Below are 22,799 nucleotides of genomic sequence, written 5' to 3'. Positions count from 1 at the left end.
TGTAATGCGTGTGGGGAGGCTGATAAGAAAACTAGATGACAGTGGTATAACAGTCAGCCGATTTTTTGGTGAAAGATGATTTGCCAGCTACGGGAGCTTGCAAATCTTCCCCATGCTTCATGTGTCTGTAAAAAAGCCGAGTTAGCCTATGCGGATCAATCAGACAGGTGACATATGATACGCAAAACGCTCTCGATCATTCCATTAACTGCACTTCTGCTCAGCACAGCCCTGCCTGTCTTTGCGCAAGAAAAAGTGCCCGCTTTGGTCGGCGAGTTTGTTCTGCCTACCGGCCTGAAACTCAATGGCGTTGAGTTTGGCGGCATTTCCGGCCTTGATTACGATCCGGCCCAAAATGTCTATTATGCGATTTCCGATGACCGTTCAGAGAAGGCACCTGCCCGTTTCTACAAGCTTAAACTAGATATCGACGCATCCGGTATTCACGGGCTGGATATTCTGGAAACCAAAACTCTGCTTGATGCCGAGGGAAAGCCTTTTGCAATCAAGGATGTCGATGCGGAAAGCATTCGCTTCAACCCTGAAAGCCAGACGATTTACTGGTCTAGCGAAGGCGACCGCAAAGGCGAGCCTTCTGTTCGTGAAATGAAGCTCGATGGAAGCTTTGTTCGTGAATTCAAACTGCCGGAAGCCTATTTGCCAGATGAGAATAAAACGCGTGGCACGCGAAACAACCTGGCTTTTGAAAGTCTCGCCATCACAGCCGACGGCAAGACGCTGCTTGCAGGCACTGAAAATGCTCTGGCTCAGGATGGTGAGATTGCCACGCTTGATAAAGGCAGCAAGTCGCGCATCATCTCCTTCGATATCGCATCGGGCGAAGCAACCGCCGAGCATGTCTATGAAACTGATCCGGTTTTCGCAAAGGCAACGCTGCCGCCTTTCTGGAACGACAATGGATTAAGCGAGTTCATGACGGATGGGCCCAATCTTCTCACTGTGGAGCGAAGCTACGCTCACGGCGTGGGCAACCGCATCAGCATTTATCGCGCATCCTTCGATGGTGCGACTGATGTGAACGGCAAATCATCGCTTGAGGGGATCGCAGCCACACCGTTGAAGAAAGAACTCTTGCTGCGTCTTGATGAAGGAACGTTCGGCCTCGATATCGACAATATCGAATCCATCACATGGGGTCCAGAAATCGATGGTGCGAAAACGCTGGTGATCGCGTCCGACAATAATTTCAATGCCGACCAGTTTACCCAGTTCGTCGTGATCAAGCTTCCTTAGCAGCTGTCATCAAACCTTAATCGTGATGATAATCACCCGTCACAGGGCCCCTTTAAGGACCATTGCGTTTGTTTCGCAATTTAGGGGGTCCCTTATGCGCCTTGGTTATCTTCTCGCTTCCATTGCCACGATTGCAATGACGTCTTCGGCCATGGCTGAAGAGACATTCACCGCTAAACTGGCAGGTCACGCCTATCTGCCAGCTCTGACGCTGATAACACCGCCTGCCGATGCACCCCGCGACGCATGGGTTTCCGGCAAGTTCACCGGCAAGGCACGCAATGACAAGCCAATGAGCGTCATGGGCGATGTCGGCAAGGCCTATGGCAGCCACACCACAGGCATCTCGCTTCCCTTCATCGGCCAGCCGGTACAGGGCATGTCAGGTTTCGCGATGAACCGCGCAGCCGATGGCAGCATTTTCACACTGACCGACAACGGTTTTGGTACCAAGGCCAACAGCCCGGATGCATTGCTGTTCTTTCACCGCATGAAGCCTGATTTTGAAACCGGCAAGGTTGAGCGCGTGGAATCGGTATTTCTGCGCGATCCCGACAAGAAAGTGCCGTTCCGCATCGCTTATGAAGGCACCGATGGCCGTTACCTGACAGGTGCGGATTTTGACCCGGAAAGCATTCAGTATCTCAATGACGAGATCTGGATTGGTGATGAGTTTGGCCCTTACATCATTCGCGCTGGTCTCGATGGCCGCGTAAAAGCCGTCTATCCAACCATGCTCGATGGTAAGCAACTGACAGGACCGGATACACCGGGCATCGTCGTACCAGCCGCTGCCGGCAAGGATTATCGCGTTCAGCGTTCGGGCGGTTATGAAGGCATGGCATTGCAGCCAAAGACCAACCAGCTCTGGGCCATGCTTGAAAAGCCGCTTTATGACGACAGTGGTAAGCCGGAAGGCGATTTCCTGCGCGTCATCACTTTCGACACCGGCAAGGGCGAATGGACCGGCAATAGCTACCGTTTCCGTCTGGCTGAAGGCGCAACCGCTATCGGCGATTTTAACTTTATTGACGACTCCCGCGCGCTGGTCATCGAGCGTGACAATGGCGAAGGCGATCCAAGCCTTGAATGCAAGACCGATGATCTTTCTGCTTGCTACCCTCTGCCAGCCAAGGTCAAGAACATCGTTCTCGTCGATACATCGAAGATCGACGCTGACGGTTACATCCATCGTATCGGTCATATCAATCTGATGGACATTCAGGACCCTGACGACAAAGCAATCCTGAAGACTGCAGCAGCACGCGACCTCAAGGGCAAGTTTACCTTCCCGTTCTTCACCATTGAAGACGTGATGCGCGTTGACGATACGCATATCCTGATCGCCAATGACAATAATCTGCCATTCTCGGGCGGTCGCCAGATCGGCGAAGCTGCGAATAACGAATTCATATTGCTGAACGTTGCGGAACTACTTGCAGCGAAATAAACTTGCTTGAATTTCATATGAACGCATTAGTCATTATGTGACGCAATCCAATATTGTCGATAAGGCGGCCACTGCGCCTTTTGTAGTGGCCGCTTTTCCAATGTTTATGTTCGATAGACATTACCCGATTATAAATCTTGCTTTGATCGCTACAGAACAACATGATTTATTTAAAATTGACAGAAAACCGGAATGTTTAGTAACAGGTACTTAATTATTCGAGATAATAGTGAGGAGTGATATTATGCATTTTCGGTTGGTTGGTATCTGTGTGTCTGCCATTGCATTCTCAATGGCGCCAGTGGCTGCTGCCCCTTTGCAAGTGCGCGATATTAGCAATTCACAACAAATGTCAGCGCAAGCCAGTAGTTTCGAGAAAGATCTCGCTTATTTGGGTATCTCTGCCAAGTTAACGTGCGAGTTAATGGTCGACATACAGAATCAGGAGCGGAATGAAAGCTTTGGCGCTATCTGCGATATGACGTTACCTGGAAAAAAGCCAACATCTATTATGTTGTGCAATGACACGATGATTGGAACGCTGACCATTAAGGCTTCAGGTTTCAGCATAAATAAAAGCGAGCTGATAGAATTTACCAAATTTAACTGTATGCCTTGAGCAAGTCTTGATATTGCGCAGCGACAATTCGCTGTTTGGTTGCAATTGGATTTGTTTTTCAGTTATAGCTTTCAATATTCTGCTGCCGTTTGAAAGCTCTTCTGGATATGTTGTACGAGCTATGTATGCATAGCCGGATGATGGGTAATAGCGATATCTGTTATTGTGAACCCCTTTGTTTTCAAAACAACTAATGGTAGTATTGTGATGTTGTTTATTTATAAATAATACAGGAAAGTGACCAATTAATTCAGTATTTTGATATTTTTGAATGTCATATTTTATTTGCATTATATTAAATAAACGTATTACTTGATCATCGCATATCTGATGTGGGGGTCATTTAATGGTCGGTAATATAAAAGGCTCATGCCACCTTGTGAGAAATCACAAAAAAACCTTGTTGCTTTCCTCTCTTATCATCTTGGTTGGATCGGGAGGAACTGTCGCTCAAGAGATTACCCAGCCAATTATATTGAATAGTGGGTCACAAGAAATTTCTGGGCAGGTTATCAATATTTCATCGGATAGTAATCCGGCGATCAACATTAAAAACTCTACCCTTACGATTGATTCTTCCGACCTGAATTTAGAGAGTGGCAAATACACTGTTCAGGCGGGTGTCGGTGCAACAGTCAGTATCACAGGACAAGAAGGTCGACCTGCTCTTGTCGCAGCTACAGATAAAGACGGCTCCGCAGTTTACGGTCAGAATAATAGCAATATTTCTCTACGCAATCTGAACATTACAACAATTGGCACCAGTTCTGTCGGCGTTACTTCGCGAGGCACTTTCGGCAGCCTCAATGCGACACTGAATTTGTCTGATAGCATCATTAAGACTGCCAGCGGCCGCGGAGTTGTTGTCAGTGACTCCACTGCTTTTGCAGAGAGTTTTGATATTTCAACCGGTTGGGATGAGAGTGTAGGTGCACCGTCGAGCAAAACTCATCTTTTCGGCGTTTATGCCGAGAATAAAAACTTTTTGACACTGAACAACGGGCAAATAGAAACGTGGACAGCAAATAGCATTGGCATCAATGCTGTCATGGATTACACGAACTCAGATATTGAACGCCTTCGTGTAAAAGATGTTAATATCATTACACATGGTAATAATGCGACCGGAATTGATAACATTAATACACGATCTTTCATTGAAGGCGGAAGTATTGTTACTTACGGTGCCGGCGCACATGGCATCGGCTCGAGTAATGGTGGTTCTTCAAGTTTTGTACCTTCACACGTTGTCGTTCAGGGGACAACAATTACTACAAGTGGCCGTCAAGCTTATGGTCTGGTTGCGACGTCAAGCTCCGACATTCGAGCGGCTGGAGTTTCTATCGCGACGTCTGGTGAAAGCGGTGTCGGTGTTTACAGTCAGGCAACAGGTCGTATTGACCTGACGGGAAGCAGCACAATCAGGACAACTGGACTTGGTGGCCATGGCGTAGCGGCTATGCTGGGCACTGAAATCAATATATCTGACACGCTGATTGAAACAACCGGCACCAATGCGGCTGGTATCTATACAGCGGGTTATAATATTTCAGATATTATAACACTTAATTCACTGGGTGATAGCCTTGATGTTTTAAACGAACCATTGCCGTCGTTGATGATGAATCTGTTGAGCGAGATTATGAATCCACTGGCGACAGCATAGGCTTTGAAGATGAGAACCGTGCAGGTCGAGCTGACAATAATGTGGTGAATCTCACAAGGACCGAAATCAACGTTGAGGATGCCGCCGTCCTCAGAATCTTAGGTAGTGCCAAAACCACAGTCACTATCTCTGATTCAAGGCTCGTCGCAGGGTCGGGTTCAAATGCATTACTCTTTTCAAGTGGTCTTTATGGTGAGTATGCCATGGGGATTGCGGAGGTTAATGTTACGGCGTCTGAGTTGTCGGGTGATGTCGACATCGGCAGCGGTTCCGCTAATTTTGTGCTCGCCCAAAACTCTGCTTGGTCAGGCGCCGCGCGGGATAATGGTACGCTTATATTAAATTCACTGTCGCTGGATGATACAAGTAGGTGGTTCGTCACAGGTAGTTCTGCTGTCAATTCACTGGAAAACAACGGCAATATAATATTTTCTAACACGGACGTTGGCTTCAAAACTCTTACTGTACAAAGCGACTATAATGGCGAAGGTGGTTATATCCATTTCAATGCAATATTGGAGGATGATAACTCTGCCACAGATAGACTTATTGTTGTTGGTGATACAAAGGGCTTGACCAGCGTCATCGTGAATAATCTTGATGGCGATGGTGACCTTACGGTTGAGGGCATTAAGCTCATTGAGGTTAGTGGGGCATCGGAAGGTATTTTTAGCCTGATCGGAGATTACCAAACGACATCTGGTCAACAAGTGGTCGTTGGTGGTGAATATGCATATGCGCTAGTTCATGGATCTGTATCTGATCCTGACGATGGAGATTGGTATCTCCGCTCGCAGTTCATCCCGGGTGAATCTGAAGAACCACTCTATCAGGCTGGTGTTCCGGTTTATGAAGCCTATCCGCAAGCTCTGCTTGGCCTGAATGGTGTTGCAACCTTGCAGCAGCGTACCGGCAACCGTGTCTGGTCGGGCAATGGCAATCGTGTGGTTGTACAGGGTGCTGATGCGATTGGCTCGCTTTATGCAGCCCCTGATGAAGCCGGTGCTGCAATCAACGGCAATGGCGTCTGGGGCCGTATTGAAGGTTCGCATAACCATATGGAGCCGCGCTTTTCGACCTCTGACACCAATTATAACCAGAATGTCTTCAAAATGCAGGCTGGTATTGATGGCATGCTGACGGAGACCGAAAACGGCAAGCTGATTGGTGGCTTCACGGTGCATTATGCCCATGGCAAGACGAAAACGAATTCAGCCCATGGCGATGGTGATATCAGCACGGACGGCTATGGTCTTGGCGGAACCCTTACCTGGTATGGCGAGAATGGTTTTTACCTTGATGGTCAGGGTCAGGTGACGTGGTATCGCAGTGATCTTCACTCAACGACCGCCAATACAGGCCTCACCGATAACAATCACGGCTTTGGCTATGCTTTATCACTTGAAGGCGGACAGCGCTTTGCCATCAACGAAGCATGGTCACTGACACCACAGGCACAGCTGACCTATTCCAATGTTGATTTTGATGCATTCACGGATGCATTTGATGCGGATGTCAGCCTTGATCGTGGGGAGAGCTTGCAGGGTCGTCTTGGTCTGACGGTTGATCATGAGAACTCATGGCAGAATGCCAATGGCATGCTGGATCGGACACGGGTGTATGGGATTGCTAATCTCTATTACGAGTTTCTCAAAGGCACGCGTGTGACTGTTGCGGAAAGCAGCTTCACGAGCCGCAATGATCGGGTATGGGGTGGATTGGGCCTTGGTGGTTCTTACAACTGGAACGACGATAAATATTCGATCTATGGTGAGGGCCTCGTCAATACCAGCCTCAACAACTTCGGTGACAGCTATGCAATCAAAGGCAATGTCGGCTTCAAAGTGAAGTGGTAGCACCTGATTGAGAACAACGAACAGAAGCCCCGGACGGCCTTTGGCGTCCGGGGTTCTCGTAGTTAGATAAGATCAATATTCCAGTAGTGGTGATACTAAGTGGAACCTGCACGCTTGATGTGCTCTATGCGGAACGCATCATTTTAAGAAAAAAGCCGCTCGGTATCACGCAGTGGGATGGCGTTGCGTGAGTGTACCCTTGATTATGCTATTATTTGCGCTGGGTATTACGATCGGGCTAGGCTTGAACGCAGACATTAGTGCCATCCTTGCCAAATTCATACTTGTCATTAGGGATGGTTGCTATCGGGCACATTTAAAGCCCCATAGATTGTAAACATGCTTGTATTTATATTTAACTCACAGCCTTGCATGGCGTAATTTCTGGTTTATAAGCTGGCACCAGAATCAAGTGTTTTGGGTAGTAAAGCCAGAGAATGCATTGTTTCTGTAATCAAAGGGCTTGTTTTTCGCTTTATTGAGGTTGCAATGTCTCCGCAATTGCTGGCTATGTTGTTAGCGCCATTACTTGGTTTATTTGTTGTCAGTATTGGAAATGGCTTTATTTCGTCATTGACGACTTTGCGGCTCGATGCTGCCGGTGCCTCTCCTATTATGATTGGCGTTGTTTCATCCGCTTATTTTGTTGGTCTTACGATTGGTGCTTTGTTCCATGATCGCCTTATCGTACGCATTGGCCACATCCGTGCCTATAGCAGCTTTGCTTCGCTAATTGCTGTCAGCGTTTTGTTGCAGGGCATGTATTTTGATATTTGGTTTTGGTTTGTTTTGCGTTTCTTGTATGGCTGGGCCGCGATTGGAGTCTTTCTTGTCATCGAGAGTTGGTTGCTTTTAGCCTCTGATGAGAAGATCCGCGGACGCATTCTGGCACTCTATATGATCGCATTGTACGGATCAGGTATGATAGGACAAGCATTTCTTGGTAGTATTAATGCTATGGGAGATGTTGCGCCTTTCATGGTGGCGGGGATGTTGGCGTCCTTATCTGTTCTTCCTATAGTTATTCTTCCGAAAGTTACGCCAGTTGTAGAGCGAGCCGAACCTATCAAACCGATCCAGCTTTTGCGCATGACGCCGAGTGGTGTGATCGGTTGCTTTGGTTCCGGTATTGCGATTGCTGCAGTTTATTCACTGTTGCCACTTTATCTGCAGCGCATTGGTCTCAATGTTAGTGACGTTGGAAAAATGATGGCCAGCGTTATTCTTGGTGCGATGTTGTTGCAGTATCCGGTGGGCCGTTGGTCTGATCGGCAAGACCGCCGGATTGTGTTGATCACGCTCAGTATCGCGTGTTTTCTGCTTTCCGCTCTTATTATTGTAATGCCGTCGTCATCACCTTTATTAATTTATGTATTCTTTCTTCTCGGAGGTGGAATATTTGCCATCTATCCAGTCGCGGTCAGCTTTTCTGCTGACAGCACTTCTGCGGATTCGCTTGTTCGTATGATTCAAGGGCTGTTGTTGATCAATTCACTTGGGTCTATGGTTAGCCCACTCATTATCTCTCCTGTCATGTCTGAATTTGGCGCGGCAGGCCTGTTCTGGTCTATGTGTGCGCTCAATGCTTTAATGGCGTTGTTTTTCATTTGGCGTCGAGGTGTTCGTCCTGAATCTATACCAGCTGCTCCCTTTGCTCCGGCCACACCATTTTCACCGGTTGGTGCCGAACTTCGCGTCACGGAAGAACTGATTCAAGGGTCTATTGATGCTGAGCAAGCAGATGAAAATTCGATTACAGTTCGTCAGGAAGGCGATGTTTAGTAGACATAAAAGTTCGCTGTTGGATATGATGATAAATAGTCATTTCAGTATGTTCTTTATTAAGTGATTAGGGTGAGATTTAAGCTCCCAGCAAAGCGGTGAATGGTTTAGCTTTCAAGTTGAGGCTTGCGACCAATAAGCGATGATTATCGAAGTCATGCTCAATGCATACTGGAAGGCTGTCTTTGTCGGCGTCAGAATAACAGTGTTTCGACGTACGCCAGATTAAGTTTTCAGCATGATGAGGAAGCCGCGACATGTCCGATCATAAGACGCACTCGGCGCATTGGGGCTCATTCACAGCAAAATGGGATGGTAAGCACCTCAATATTCTTCCTCATCCCGCAGACCCAGAGCCTTCACCGATTCTGGGAAACCTTACGAATGTTTTGCGGCACAAAGCCCGGATTCTTAAACCTGCAGTCAGAAAAAGTTGGTTGGAACGCGGCGCACGATCGGGAATTCGAAATCTCAGTGATACATTTGTTGAAATGGATTGGGATGAGGTTCTCCCGATTGTTGCCCAAACGCTTGCTGATGTTCGTGATCAGTACGGTGCGGACAAAGTTTTCGGTGGGTCCTATGGGTGGTCTAGTGCGGGTCGATTTCACCATGTCCAAAGCCAGGTTCACCGCTTTTTGAACATGGCTATTGGCGGCTATGTACGTTCGGTCAATAGCTATAGTGCGGGCGCATCATCCGTTATTCTTCCGCATGTTATGGGGCCGTTTGAAGAATTATCGCGCCGAAACGTAACGTGGGAACAAGTAGAGGAACATACGGATATCGTGCTTGCTTTCGGAGGGATGGCTCTTAAAAACTCCAATATTGCAAGTGGTGGTATCACAACACATATAGAACGTGGCTCCATGGAAAAGGCCGCAGCACGTGGATGCCGCTTCCATCTTTTTAGCCCGTTGCGGGATGATTTTCCTCCTGAAGCCGGAGCTATCTGGCATCCAATAAAGCCCGGAACAGATGTCGCTGTTATGTTGGGCCTCTGTCATACAATGCTGGTAAGTGGATTACATGATCAAGACTTTTTGCAAAGTCACTGCAATGGGTTTGATATTTTTGCGAGATATCTTGAAGGTTGCGACGACCAACAACCAAAGACGGCGCAATGGGCTGCAAATATATCGGGTGTTGCGGTAGAAACTATTTCTGAGTTGGCGAGAGAGATGTCGCAAAAGCGGTCATTGGTGACTGTTGCTCACGCTTTGCAGCGGGCGCGTTTTGGAGAGCAGCCGGTCTGGGCCGGTCTGGCCCTTGCCGCCATGACCGGACAAATAGGTTTGCCTGGTGGGGGATATAACTATGCGCTCGGTGCAATGGGGCATACGGGCCGGCGTGTAAACGCCGTGCCCATTCCAACTCTTTCACAGGGCAAGAACGGTGTGGAAAATTTTATCCCCGTCGCGCGTATCTGTGACATGCTTTTCAACCCTGGTGGTAAGTATCAGTATAACGGTCGCGAAATGACTTACCCAGAAATTCGCGTTATATACTGGGCAGGTGGAAATCCTTTTCACCATCATCAGGATCTCAATAGATTAAGGCATGCTTTCGCCGTGCCCGAAACAATTATCGTACAGGAAAACGCCTGGACGCCAATGGCGCGGTCTGCAGACATCGTTTTGCCCGCAACAATGACGCTTGAGCGAGAAGATATTGCAGCAGCTGCAACGGACCCCCGTTTGATTGCAATGCGCAAGCTCGCCCCTGCCGCGGGGCAGGCGCGGGATGATTACGATATTTTTTCAGCTCTTTCTCAACTCATGGGAAGTGCTGATCTATTTACTGAAGGGCGAAATGCCAAGCAATGGATGGAATATCTTTATGAGCCCACCCGTCGAGCATTAGAAGAATATGGTTATGACGCCCCAGACTTTGCTACATTTTGGGAGCGTGGCGAAATCGCTCTGCCTTCTGCTCCGGATGACGGAGGACTTCTCAGAGCTTTTAGAAACGATCCCGTCACAAAACCATTGCCAACTGTAAGCGGCAAAATTGAACTCTATTCTGAGAAAATTGCTGGTTTCAACTATGATGATTGTCCAGGTCACCCTGTTTGGCTTTCTCCTGATGAAGTGCCCGATCAACGATATCCGTTAACTTTAATTGCTAATCAGCCAGCAACTCGACTGCATAGCCAACTCGATTTCGGTGCTTATAGCCAGTCGTCGAAAATTCGGGGGCGGGAGCCCGCTCGAATGAATCCGAGTGATGCAAAAGCACGTAACATTCGTGATGGTGACATTATTCGGATATTCAATGAAAGGGGTGCATGTCTGGCTGGTGTTGTTGTTGCAGATGGTGTCATGCCAGGCGTGGTTAATCTATCAACTGGCGCATGGTTTGATCCCATTGATCCTTTGGCCTCCATTTGGGAATGTAGGCATGGAAACCCCAATCTCGTCACACGAGATGTAGGTACATCAAAGTTGGCTCAGGGGTGCTGTGGGCAAGTGACCGTTGTTGAGGTGGAGCGATTTGATGGCGTTCTGCCGCCAATTCAAGCTTATGATCCACCGGTGCCTACTTCCCAAATAAGCCAGTAATTGGAGATAAACAGATGCGTCCTCTTGATGGAATTCGTATCCTTGACATGACGTCTGTGTTAATGGGGCCTTATGCTACTACCATTCTTAGCGACATGGGAGCTGATGTTGTCAAAATTGAACCTATTGGCGGTGATATTTTGCGCAGTGCCGGTGCTTCTCGTGGTGGTAGCATGGGTGGCATATTTATGCACTCTAACATTGGCAAGCGTAGTGTCGCCATTGACCTAAAAACAAAACTTGGACGTGATACGCTGCTGAAGATTGCCAAAACTTGTGATGTGCTGTTCTACAATATTCGTCCAAAGGCTATGCAACGGCTCGGCCTTGGTTACGAAGATATCGCCGCGCAGAATCCGGGATTGCTCTACGTCGGTGCTTTTGGGTTTGGCCAAAACGGGCCCTATGCAGATCGACCAGCCTATGATGATCTTATTCAGGCTGCCAGCGGCATACCTATGCTGTTGGCGCAGGCATCAGGTGATGCGCCATCATATGTTCCAATTAACATAGCAGACCGAATTGTTGGTCTTCATGCGGCGACTGCCATTCTTGCAGGCTTGAGGCATCGTGATCAAACGGGTGAAGGCCAACGCATAGACGTGCCAATGTTCGAGACAATGGTGAGCTTTGTTCTTGGTGATCATATGGGAGGGCTTTCTTTTGATCCACCTCTTGATCAAGGCGGATATCAGCGCTTGCTATCGAGCAGCAGAAAGCCATTCCCAACCTCTGACGGGTATATAGGTGTCGTACTATATACTGATCAGCATTGGCAACGGTTCAAGTCTTTGGTGCAAAACGAGGAAGCTTTTATCGACCCACGCTTTGAGAGCTTCTCCGGTCGGCAGAAGCATGTCGACGAGATCAATCATTTGTTGCGTCGGATTTTTCCACTGCGCACAACGGCGCAATGGCATGAATTGTTGAATACAGCGGATATTCCGAACACGCCGCTTCATTCTCTTTCGACTATCATGGATGATCCGCATCTTAAAGCAATTGGCTTCTTCGAACATCAGGAACATTCAGTGGAAGGCGCGGTTAAAACAATGCGTGTGCCCTCGACGTGGAGCCGCACACAACCAAAACATTCGTCTCCAGCACCCATTTTAGGCCAGCATACGCATTCGGTTTTAAGTGAAATTGGCTACTCTGATACTGAAATTGAAGCCCTTTCAGCTGACGGTGTAATCGGAATATCAAGTCATATGACCGTTGCTTGAGTTATGATGTAGCATTGCAATGGATCAGCGCTCGCTTAAACTGCAAGCTGTTTGTAATAATGACAGCGAGCAGCACGTGGATAATGTACGACGCAGAGGCGCAGGTAATATAGAATTACGGCATTTGCGCTACTTCTTAGCTATTGCGGAAGAGATGAGCTTTGCTCGTGCCGCTGATCGATTAAATGTCGCGCAGCCGGGATTAAGCCAGCAAATCAAGATTCTTGAAGAGCTGCTTGAAGTTCGGCTTTTTGACAGGTCGCGTCGAAAATTACGATTTACGCTTGCGGGTGAATTATTTTTTGAAGATACCAGAAAAATTCTTGCCCAGTTTGAGGTTGCGACCCAGACAGCAAAGCGTGCTGCGCGCGGTGAAGTTGGGCGGCTAGTTGTTGGGTATGTTGGCTCGGCTGCCTATACCGGCATGCTAACACGTGTGATTGGAGAGTTTCGCAAAACACATCCTTCTGTCGAGCTGGAAATCTCTGAATTGGAGATGCTGCGTCAAGTTGATGCGATCGGAGACGGGCGCATGGATGTGGGGTTTATTCGCCCACCTGCTCCTTTGCCGACGAGTATTGCGTCTATTCCTATCCTGCATGAAGACTTAATGATTGCTTTGCCAGCTGATCATTTGCTTGCAGAACGGAATGAAGTCGCTCTCAATGATTTAAAAGCCGAAAAGTTCATTATTCCGGACCACCCATCACAAGTCAGCTTCAATTACTACACAACTTTGGCTTGTCAGGCTGCTGGATTTGAGCCTGAGTTTGGGCTCAAAGGGCGAGATTTCACGACTATTGCCAGTATGGTTTCGGTGGGACTTGGTGTTGCTGTGGTTCCACAGTCCATTCAGTGTGTTCAGCTGCCGTCTGTTGTTTACAGACCAATAAGAGATGTTAGCACACGTGCCGAACTTGCTGTTGCATTCAGACGTAGTGATCATTCTCCAATCGTGCGAACTTTTGTTTCCGTTGCGCGTCGCTACTTTCAGTCGCCTGCGAATGATTGATGAGTTTATCCCTCTCAACTAATAAGTATTAGTTATGAAATTCGCTCTGGGAACGTATTGTGATGAAGGGTCGGCTGGCATTTAATGCTGTTATGACGAAGCTATGATTACGTCACAACCATAAACGGGATCACGGCGAAATTAGTTGAAAATCGGCTTATCACAAGGCGTTATCGCTCATTTTCGCGAAGTTGGAAGGCATTACGTTGGCAGACTGGACAAAGCGGGCGGGATCAATTTTTAAATGTGAAAAGGGTTCAGTCTCCGGTACTATTGGAGTGGCGGTTACCAACCATCCTTTGGCCTCAGCTGCGGCAATGGAAATGCTTGCCGCGGGCGGCAATGCTTTTGATGCTACTGTATCCTCGCTTTTCACGTTGACCGTAGTCGAACCAATGATGGTTGGCATATTTGGTGGTGGGGCCGCGGTGGTTCATCACGCGGATGGCGCAATAGATGTTTTCGACGGCCTCGCTACCGCTCCGGCTCAAACCAGAGCTGATAGTTATATACCCATCTCCGACAGCTGGCCTGATTATATGGAGACAAAAGGTCGCCAGAACCGCGTTGGCCCGAAAGCAATTGCTGTGCCTGGTAATCTTAAGGCATGGTGTGAGATGGCTTCCAATTTCGGGCGGTTGCCACTTACACAGCTTATAGGCCCAGCCATTCGTTACGCTGAAGAGGGCTTTATCCTCTCACCTTATCTTGCAACTTGTATAGAAGAAATTGCGCCAGATCTTGCACTTGATAGCGCAATCGCTGCGATTTTCCTTCCTAATGGTGTTCCTCTGAAAGCAGGCGAGCGTCTCATTCAGAAGGATTACGCACGTACACTTCGGGCCATCGCAGCCGGCGGGCCAGATGCATTGTTTCAGGGTGAACTCGCCGAACATTTGCGTCAATTTTTGTCGGCCTCTGGAACTTGGGTCACTGAGAGAGACATAGAACAGTACAAGGTCGTTCGTCGTGAAGCTGTTCATGGAACTTACCGGGGTTTTGATATTTTCGGTCCGCCGCCGCCGTGTTCAGGTGGTGTGCAGACTGTTCAGGTTCTTAATCTTCTGGAATCTAACGATGTTTCCGAAGGTGGATTTGGGACGTCTGAAACCTTGCATCGACTGATCGAGGCAATGAAGATCGCTGCAGCTGATCGTCTAGCCGTGACCGCAGATCCAGCGTTCGTGGATGTGCCTTTGGAGCGATTGACGTCCAAGGAATATGCTCGGGAGCGGGCAGATGATTTCGATCCAGACCATGCGCGTGTGCAAAAAGCGAAAATTCTCACTATTGAGTCTGCAAATACAACGCATGTTACAATTGCTGATGGAGAGGGAAATGTAGTAACATCAACACAGACTATTAATAGTCTGTTTGGTGCGCGCGTGGTCATCCCCGGCACCGGGATTATTCCTAATAATTATATGTATTTGTTCGACCCTCATCCGGGGAAAGCACTTTCCCTTGCTCCGGGTAAGCGAATTACCAGCGGGATAACAGCTCTAATCGGCAAAAAAAATGGAAAGCTTGAATTCGCGTTGGGCTTGCCTGGCGCTCATCGTATTCCTGCTTCCGCAATGCAGGCTGTTATCAATCTGATTGATCATGGCATGTCGTTGCAGGAGGCAGTAGAAGCGCCCCGTGTTTTCACATGGGGGCAGGAAGTCGAAGTTGAAAACGGCTTTTCGAATGAAGTGCGCGAGGGATTATCTGCGAGAGGGCATCGCGTCCTGCCGGTCGCTCACGTTGCTGGCGGAATGGGTGCAATCCAATTCCTATCCAATGGAACCATGATTGGGGCGTCTTGCTGGCGCGCTGATGGTGTGCCAATGGCAGCAGGTGGTGGACCCGCCAGAGCCAATACCTCTTTCTGGCCCGATCCCCGGCGGGGCAAAGTCTACTGATAAAGAAACGATAGATAATAATAAAAAACGATCTTCAGAGGAGAAGGTGATATGAAATTGAATCGTCGTGAGGCGCTTTTTTTAGGTGGAGGCGCTATTCTATTTGCGGCAACTCGTCCGGTTTTGGCAGCATCGCAGAGTGTCCTGCGTTTTGCGCCACACGCGGCCTTGCGGGTTCTTGATCCTGTTACCACGAGCGCATATGTCACCCGTAACCATGCATTCCTAGTCTACGATAATCTGTTCAGCATGGATTCCAAATATATGCCTCAGCCCCAAATGGTTGATCAGTGGAAGACATCTGATGACGGTTTGACTTGGGACTTTACCTTGAGAGACGGACTGGATTTTCATGATGGCGCGAAGGTAACATCAGCAGATGTAATTGCTTCTATTAAACGCTGGTGGCAAAAAGATGTAATTGGTGTCCGCTTGCAGGCGGCAACAAACGAGATCACAGCGACGGACGATAAAAGCTTTCGCATAGTTCTCAAAGAACCATTTGGTATCATGCTTGAAGCCTTTGCTCGCCCGTCGTCAATACCTCTTTTCATTATGCCCAAGCGCATTGCTGATCTTCCCCCAACGACTGTGCTGGAAGAAGTAGTGGGCTCTGGGCCATTTCGTTTTGTGCAGGAAGAGTTTCGTCCCGGTGTTGGCTGGACTTATGTTAAAAACGAGAAATATGTTCCGCGTACCGAACCCGCTGATGGTCTTGCAGGTGGAAAGGTGCCGAATGTTGACCGGATCGAAGCGATCTGGTTTCCAAGCCCTGACACGGCAATGAGCGCTCTTCAGAGTGGTGAACTTGATATTATGGAATCCATTAATCCGGATCATCGTATCAATTTTACGGGAAGCGATATTTCGCTTCAGCCAAAGGGCAGCCCAACGATCTCAACTATTCGTTTTAATTGGGCGCAACCTCCCTTTAATGACATCAAATTACGACAGGCTGTGCAAGCAGTAGCAACACAGCAAGACTATCTGGATGTTGTGGTGGGTGACCCTGACGCCTATAAAATATGTCCAGCTCTTTTCGGGTGTAATACCCCACTGGAAACCGATGCGGGGTTCATTGATAGTGGTACACCGGACATCGAACGTGCGAAGAAGCTCGTTGAGGAATCGAGTTATAACGGCGAGAAGGTTGTTATTATCACACCCGGCGATCTTGCCTCGTTTTCTGCTCTTGCGCCGATGACCCAACAGTTGTTGAGCTCGATTGGTATTCAAAGTGAGATCCAAACCATGGAATGGAGCGCTTTTCTAACCCGGCGTGCCAATTCCGGGCCCGTCAGTGACGGTGGTTGGAACCTCGCTCACGCTGTCTTTGATGGTATTGATCTGATATCTCCATTAGGCAACATGAACTTCGATGCCCGGGGTAAGGATGGCTACACTGGGTTTATTGTTGATCCAGAAACGGAAGCGCTTAAAACGCGCTATCAGCAGGAATCTGATCCGGCAAAACAAAAAGAGATTGCTGCTGAAATGCAGAAACGCGCCTATGAGCAGGTGTTCTATATCCCGCTTGGCACATATGACCAGTACACAGCAATCCGGCCTGAATTTGCAAATTACGTGAGCTCTCCTGTCGCCATTCTCTGGGGAGTGGGCAAAAGCTAATGCTAAGGCTACTTATTCTTCGTACGGTCTCTGCAATACCAGTTATGTTGTTCGTAGCATTGATCGTCTTCTTATTACTTCGTTTAAGTCCCGGTGATCCGGCTACAATCATGGCCGGAGATACGGCCACACCTGAAGCGGTTGCAGCTTTGCGCTCGCAAATGGGGCTGGATCAACCTCTACCTATTCAGTTTCTGACGTGGATTGCTGGCATTTTGCAAGGTGATTTCGGGCAATCAATCCTGTCTCGTATGCCAGTTACAACATTGATTGCAGATAGGTTGGCGCCCACTCTTATACTGGCGCTGTCTGCCATTGTTCTTACTGTAGTTGTTGCAGTGCCGTTGGGTGCACTTGCTGCGTGGCGGCATAACACATGGGTGGACCGTGCTGTGATGACTCTTTCGGTGCTCGGCTTTTCAATACCTGCATTCGTGGTTGCGTATCTTTTAATGCTGTTTTTTTCCGTCAAATCTGGGCTTTTACCTGTGCAGGGCTATGTTAGCCCCCTGGTTGATTTAGGAGGCGCTATAAGGCATTTGATCTTGCCTTCGCTAACACTCGCTCTTGTTTTTATGGCACTTATTGCTCGCGTTACGCGATCCAGCCTGCTGGATGTTCTCAATCAGGACTTTGTCCGCACCGCAAAAGCAAAAGGCAATCCAGCTTTTCGAATGCTTTGGCGGCATGCGCTGCCGAATGCTGCAATCCCGATCATCACTGTGATCGGATTAGGTATTGCCATGCTAATTTCGGGTGTTGTTGTGACGGAAAGTGTTTTCAATATTCCGGGTATTGGACGCCTTACAATTGATGCAATACTCGCACGCGACTACCCCGTTGTTCAGGGGCTCATGCTTTTCTTTGCACTGATCTATGTTGTAGTAAATTTACTTATTGACATAGCTTACATCGTTGTTGACCCAAGAATTCAGTATTGAGGGTAGGTCAGTGGCTTCTGAGACGATCTCTTTACATTCGCCCAAGTTACAATGGCGTAATTTCGTAGCTAATAATATGCTGCCGATAGCTTGTTGCTTGATACTTGCAATTATAATTGTGGCTTCTCTTGCAGCCCATTGGTTCATCCCGGCGGATTTAACAATGGTGCGTCCGCGTATGCGATTGAAACCACCTTCAGAACTCGCGTGGTTTGGAACAGATGCGATGGGGAGAGATGTATTTGCATTGTCTCTCTATGGCGCAAAGCTATCATTATTGGTGGGGTTGCTGACAGCCTTTTCTGGTGGTCTTCTAGGGACCGTTATTGGGCTTGTTACGGGATATTTCCGACGAATCGACGGACTAATTATGCGCTTGATGGACGCGATAATGGCTATTCCGAACATTCTGTTTGCAGTCGCTGTTGTATCATTGTTAGGTCCAAGTCTTCTAACTATTGTCGGCGCACTAGCATTTAGTGAAATTCCGCGTGTTGTTCGTTTGGTGCGAAGCGTCGTACTGAGCGTCAGAGAGGAGCCGTATGTGAAGGCCGCTGTTGGCATGTCGATACGCACACCTCTTATTCTTATACGCCATATACTGCCAAGTTGTGTAGCACCCTTGATCGTGCAGACCACCTATATCTTTGCGTCGGCTATTTTGTCCGAAGCTATACTTGGTTTTTTGGGCGTTGGTTTTCCGCAAGGTACACCAACATGGGGTAATATTGTTGCCGATGGTCGAACGGTTTTCTTACGCGCGCCGTGGACGATTATTGCTCCGGGTCTCATGCTTGCTATCACCGTTATGTCAGTCAATTTACTTGGTGACAGCCTGCGGGATCGCCTTGACCCAAGATTGTCACGTACGACAAGGATTCAGTCATGACGCTCAAAACTGGCAGCAATAGTGCCATACTAGAGGTTGAGAACCTAAGCGTTGCACTTCCTGGTGGACTTGATCGTGCCTATGCCGTGGATAATGTGTCTTTAACGGTGAAGCGCAGAGAAATTACCTGTGTTGTTGGGGAATCGGGATCGGGAAAATCGGTTACAGCGTCTGTCGTTATGGGGCTTTTGCCTGATGCGTTGCGTATTGTTCAAGGAAGCGTGCGGCTTGATGGTGAAGACATCACCAATGCGAGTGTCAGCCGAATGAACAGCTTACGTGGCAATCGAATGGCTATGATTTTTCAGGAGCCGTTGACTGCACTTAACCCGGTGATGCGCCTCGGAGATCAGATTGCCGAAGTCTTGCAGCTTCACAGACCTTCCATGAGTTCGGTAGATACTCGCAAGAGAGTGATAGAGCTAATGGCGGATGTCCATCTGCCTGCACCGGAGGAAATGTATAAACGCTACCCGCATCAGATTTCCGGTGGGCAACGTCAGCGGGTGACCATCGCTATGGCGCTCGCTATGGAGCCTGCATTAATTATTGCGGATGAACCTACTACAGCGCTTGACGTTACAACGCAGGCGCAGATTTTGTTATTATTCCGCGAGTTGCTGCAAAAGCATGACAGTGGAATTCTCATGATTACTCATGATTTTGGTGTGGTTGCAGATGTCGCCGATCATGTCACAGTTATGAAGCAGGGGAAAACTGTCGAAAGTGGTTTGCCGGATCAAATCATAGGCAATCCACAACATCCCTACACGCGTGAGTTAATCGCCGCTGTGCCTCGTTTTCAGTATCTGCCTCCTAGTGAGGCTAACTCATCAGTCGTACTTCAGGCTAGTGACTTGCGATTGACTTATCGCCAAAAGGGCTGGCTTCGCAAAAAGCAGGAAGTGACTGCACTGGATGGTGTAAGTTTATCTGTTTCTCAAGGGGAAACACTCGGTATCGTTGGTGAATCAGGCTCAGGGAAAAGCACTTTTGCGAAAACTGTCCTGGGTTTTGAACAGCCCGATAGTGGCAGTATATTCTTCAAAGGGAAGGATATGCTAGCAATCGATACAGCGACCCTGACAAGTGTACGCCATCGTATCCAGATGATCTTCCAAGATCCCTTTAGCTCGCTTAATCCGCGCCGAACAATCGGCCAGTCTTTAACCGAAGGTCCTGTGCGCCATGGTAAATCGAGGAGTGACGCAGTTCATCGTGCTCGCGAGCTTTTAGAGCAGGTGGGGTTGCTGCCTTCCGCCATGGAACGCTTTCCCCACGAGTTTTCCGGTGGCCAACGACAACGTATTTGCATTGCCCGTGCCCTTGCATTGGAGCCGGACGTTATTGTGGCTGATGAAGCCGTATCAGCACTTGATGTTACGGTTCAGGCGCAGGTGCTGGAACTCTTGCAATCTTTGCAGCGAGAGCTGGGCTTTTCGATGTTTTTCATAACGCACGACCTGCGAGTTGCTTCGAATATCTGCAACTACATTGCTGTTATGAGCAAGGGGCAGGTTGTAGAAACGGGAACTGCGAAGCAGGTCTTTCAATCCCCACGACATGATTACACACGGCGGTTGCTTGCAGCGCTACCGGGTTCAGAACTGCAAACCAAATGACTGTAATGAAGATTAGGCTGCCGAGAGAGGAGCGCTGAATGGCGGGTTTATATTATGAGGACTTCGTGATCGGTCGAGAATTCCGGCACGAATTAAGCCGAACCGTCACTGAAGCGGACAATATCAGTTTTAGTCTGATGACTTTAAACCCCCAGCCATTACATATTGATGCGCATTTCGCAGCGCAAACAGAGTGGGGTAAGCCTCTGTTCAATAGTCTTTATACATTGGCAATAATGGTAGGTATGAGTGTTCAAGATACTACACTGGGTACTACCATAGGTAATCTTGGTATGTCGGATGTGCGATTTCCGAAACCTGTATTCCATGGGGATACATTGCGCAGCCGAACAAAGATTGTTTCTCTCCGTGAAAGTAAATCTCGTGCGGATGCCGGACTGGTCGAGTTCGAGCATACTTGCGTCAATCAATACGGCGATATTGTCGCGATCTGCCGACGTATGGCAATGATGCAAAGACGGCAGGTTGCCTGATGCGTTCTTATCTTTTCGTTCCAGCCGAAAGTTTGCGGAAATTTGAAAAAGCACGACATGGTGCGGCCGATACGCTTATTCTAGATCTTGAGGATTCTGTTGCCCATACTGCTAAGGAAAGTGCGAGATTGAGTCTCGCAACTATGTTGCAAGCCCCGCGTGGCAAACAGAAATTTTTTGTACGGATCAACGCTCTCGATACAAATCAGAGTATTTATGATCTCGCTGCGGCTATGCCATTTCGACCGGACGGTATTGTATTACCAAAGGCAGGCTGCGGAAGCGATGTTACCTTGCTATCGAATTGGTTGGATGCTTTTGAAGTCTCATACAATCTGAGTTTGGGAATAACCAAAATAATTGCAATCGTTACGGAAACCGCTCAGGCGCTATTTCAAATGGCATCATTCACGGGTTCAAGTGATCGTCTTTGCGGGATGATGTGGGGAGCGGAAGACCTTGCAGCGTCATTGGGGGCTATCGAAAACCGAAGTGGGACAAGCTATTCGGCGCCATTTTTGATGGCTCGAAATCTATGCTTGGCAGGTGCTGCTGCGGCCGGGGTTGACGCCATTGATGCAGTCTGTACTGATATTGAAGATATCCAGCGCATAGAGAACGAAGCTGTTCAGGCCCGTCGCGATGGTTTCGCTGGCAAGGCTATTATTCATCCAAATCACATTGCCGTTGTGAATGATGCTTTTTCGTCTAAAGCTGAGGAAGTGATTTGGGCAAATAAAGTCGTAAGTGCGTTTAAGGAAAATCCCGACGCTGGCGTCATTCGCATCGATGGCCAGATGATTGATAAGCCACATATGCGCACTGCACTTAAGATTCTGGAGCGCTGCCATACTGGTGAAGTATAGAGTCTATTGACGTTACAGCTTATGATTTGCGCACGAGAGATATGAAGCCAGTCAGCAATAGCATTCGACGAAGCAAGATATTGGTTCCATCCGCACTCTGCTCATAATTCTATCTGTCTACACATTGCTATAAATCTTTTAACTGATTGAGACGCCTCGTTTTTGCGAAATGCGAGGGCCACGTCTGATGTGGTGGGAATACCTGTTACATCGATATAACGAATGCCGGGCAAGCCTACTGCACTTAAGGATTTGGGGGCCAGAGCGACGCCCATACTTATCGACACGCGACTGGCAATTTCTGTAAAATCAAGAGCCTGTGCACTAATGCTGGGGTCAAAACCAGCGCTGTGGCACGCTTCGATTGTTGTGCCGTGAAAGCCGATGTCGGATGGCTGACGCGGGGTGATGAAGATTTCATCCTTGAGCGATGGAAGCTCGATGGTCGATTGATGCACCAGCGGGTGCGTTTCGCTGAGAACTGCAACAAGCGGCTCCTTTCTCACCACAAGGCTCGTGAGGCCCGGCAGAAGTGGCGCGGGCCAGCGCACGAAGCCCATATCGAGAAGCCCTTCGGAAATGCGCGTTAATTGCATCCGCAGTTCCATCTCCACCAGATTGACGGAGACGTCGGGATACTCCTCCTTAAATTTACGTATGGTCTCGAAAACAATGCCTGAATAGGCGGCTGATGCGACATAACCAATGGAGATCTGACCAATCTCACCACGCCCGGCGCGATTGACCGCAATCATCGTCGCATCGACCTGCATCAGGATTTTGACAGCCTCGCGATAGAGCACTTCGCCTGATTGTGTGAGCTGAACAGCGCGGCGTGAGCGGTCGAGAAGTGGCGCCCCGAGAATGGTTTCCAGCGCCATGATCTGTTGGCTCAAGCCCGGTTGGGCAATACCAAGTTTCGCGGCCGCACGTTCGAAGTTCTTTTCCTCTACAAGCGCGCAAAAATAGCGCAGATGTCGGAGTTCAAAGGATTTTGGCGTGAGGAGCTTGCTGCGCTGTTCCGGCAT

17 protein-coding genes are annotated in these 22,799 nt (G+C 48.5%); 16 read left to right on the top strand and 1 reads right to left on the bottom strand.

Features of this window, described 5'->3' with window-relative positions; genetic code table 11:
- The first annotated feature begins 174 nt into the window (after positions 1-174).
- The 16 genes from J2782_RS17905 to J2782_RS17830 all read left to right on the top strand — a co-directional run bounded on the left by J2782_RS17905 (position 175) and on the right by J2782_RS17830 (position 21,771).
- A complete protein-coding gene (locus J2782_RS17905; protein WP_310015025.1) occupies positions 175-1,254 on the top strand; it encodes an esterase-like activity of phytase family protein in 1,080 nt (359 codons plus the stop codon).
- A gap of 94 nt (positions 1,255-1,348) precedes the next feature.
- Positions 1,349-2,704, top strand: a complete 1,356-nt coding sequence (locus J2782_RS17900; protein WP_310015023.1) for an esterase-like activity of phytase family protein — start codon at positions 1,349-1,351, stop codon at positions 2,702-2,704.
- Between the two features lie 244 nt (positions 2,705-2,948).
- Positions 2,949-3,323, top strand: coding sequence for a hypothetical protein (locus J2782_RS17895; protein WP_310015021.1), 375 nt, complete (start codon positions 2,949-2,951; stop codon positions 3,321-3,323).
- 346 nt (positions 3,324-3,669) lie between these two features.
- Positions 3,670-4,989, top strand: a complete 1,320-nt coding sequence (locus tag J2782_RS17890; protein WP_310015020.1) for a hypothetical protein — start codon at positions 3,670-3,672, stop codon at positions 4,987-4,989.
- Between the two features lie 203 nt (positions 4,990-5,192).
- Positions 5,193-6,845 carry an autotransporter family protein gene (locus J2782_RS17885; protein ID WP_310015016.1) on the top strand — a complete coding sequence of 551 codons (1,653 nt, stop codon included), beginning with the start codon at positions 5,193-5,195 and terminating at the stop codon, positions 6,843-6,845.
- Between the two features lie 417 nt (positions 6,846-7,262).
- Entirely contained in the window at positions 7,263-8,627 is a 1,365-nt protein-coding gene (locus J2782_RS17880; protein ID WP_310015014.1) for an MFS transporter, read from the top strand.
- 257 nt (positions 8,628-8,884) lie between these two features.
- Positions 8,885-11,188, top strand: coding sequence for a molybdopterin-dependent oxidoreductase (locus J2782_RS17875; RefSeq protein WP_310015012.1), 2,304 nt, complete (start codon positions 8,885-8,887; stop codon positions 11,186-11,188).
- A 14-nt stretch (positions 11,189-11,202) separates the two neighbouring features.
- Positions 11,203-12,414 (top strand): CaiB/BaiF CoA transferase family protein, encoded by a 1,212-nt coding sequence (locus tag J2782_RS17870; protein WP_310015011.1) that lies wholly within the window; start codon positions 11,203-11,205, stop codon positions 12,412-12,414.
- A gap of 19 nt (positions 12,415-12,433) precedes the next feature.
- On the top strand, positions 12,434-13,426 hold the full coding sequence (locus J2782_RS17865) for a LysR family transcriptional regulator (protein WP_310015010.1): 993 nt from the start codon (positions 12,434-12,436) through the stop codon (positions 13,424-13,426).
- Positions 13,427-13,704: 278 nt separating this feature from the next.
- A complete protein-coding gene (ggt, locus tag J2782_RS17860) occupies positions 13,705-15,330 on the top strand; it encodes a gamma-glutamyltransferase (RefSeq protein WP_310015008.1) in 1,626 nt (541 codons plus the stop codon).
- 249 nt (positions 15,331-15,579) lie between these two features.
- Positions 15,580-16,959 (top strand): ABC transporter substrate-binding protein, encoded by a 1,380-nt coding sequence (locus J2782_RS17855; protein ID WP_310015005.1) that lies wholly within the window; start codon positions 15,580-15,582, stop codon positions 16,957-16,959.
- Entirely contained in the window at positions 16,959-17,900 is a 942-nt protein-coding gene (locus J2782_RS17850; protein WP_310015003.1) for an ABC transporter permease, read from the top strand. The genes J2782_RS17855 and J2782_RS17850 overlap by 1 nt, the downstream gene beginning before the upstream one ends.
- A 163-nt stretch (positions 17,901-18,063) precedes the next feature.
- Positions 18,064-18,789: an ABC transporter permease gene (locus J2782_RS17845; RefSeq protein WP_310015001.1), complete on the top strand. Its 726-nt coding sequence runs from the start codon at positions 18,064-18,066 to the stop codon at positions 18,787-18,789.
- Positions 18,786-20,411 carry an ABC transporter ATP-binding protein gene (locus tag J2782_RS17840; RefSeq protein WP_310014998.1) on the top strand — a complete coding sequence of 542 codons (1,626 nt, stop codon included), beginning with the start codon at positions 18,786-18,788 and terminating at the stop codon, positions 20,409-20,411. Before J2782_RS17845 ends, J2782_RS17840 begins: the two co-directional genes overlap by 4 nt.
- A 38-nt stretch (positions 20,412-20,449) precedes the next feature.
- Positions 20,450-20,905, top strand: coding sequence for a MaoC family dehydratase (locus J2782_RS17835; RefSeq protein ID WP_310014996.1), 456 nt, complete (start codon positions 20,450-20,452; stop codon positions 20,903-20,905).
- Positions 20,905-21,771: an HpcH/HpaI aldolase/citrate lyase family protein gene (locus tag J2782_RS17830; RefSeq protein ID WP_310014994.1), complete on the top strand. Its 867-nt coding sequence runs from the start codon at positions 20,905-20,907 to the stop codon at positions 21,769-21,771. The genes J2782_RS17835 and J2782_RS17830 overlap by 1 nt, the downstream gene beginning before the upstream one ends.
- Positions 21,772-21,872: 101 nt before the next feature.
- Here J2782_RS17830 and J2782_RS17825 read toward each other — a convergent pair whose 3' ends face one another.
- Complete coding sequence (locus J2782_RS17825; RefSeq protein WP_310014992.1) at positions 21,873-22,799, bottom strand: LysR family transcriptional regulator; 927 nt, start codon at positions 22,797-22,799, stop codon at positions 21,873-21,875.

It is taken from the genome of Brucella pseudogrignonensis, from assembly GCF_031454375.1.
GTDB lineage: Bacteria > Pseudomonadota > Alphaproteobacteria > Rhizobiales > Rhizobiaceae > Brucella > Brucella pseudogrignonensis_A.
This window is presented reverse-complemented; position numbering and strand designations above follow the sequence as displayed.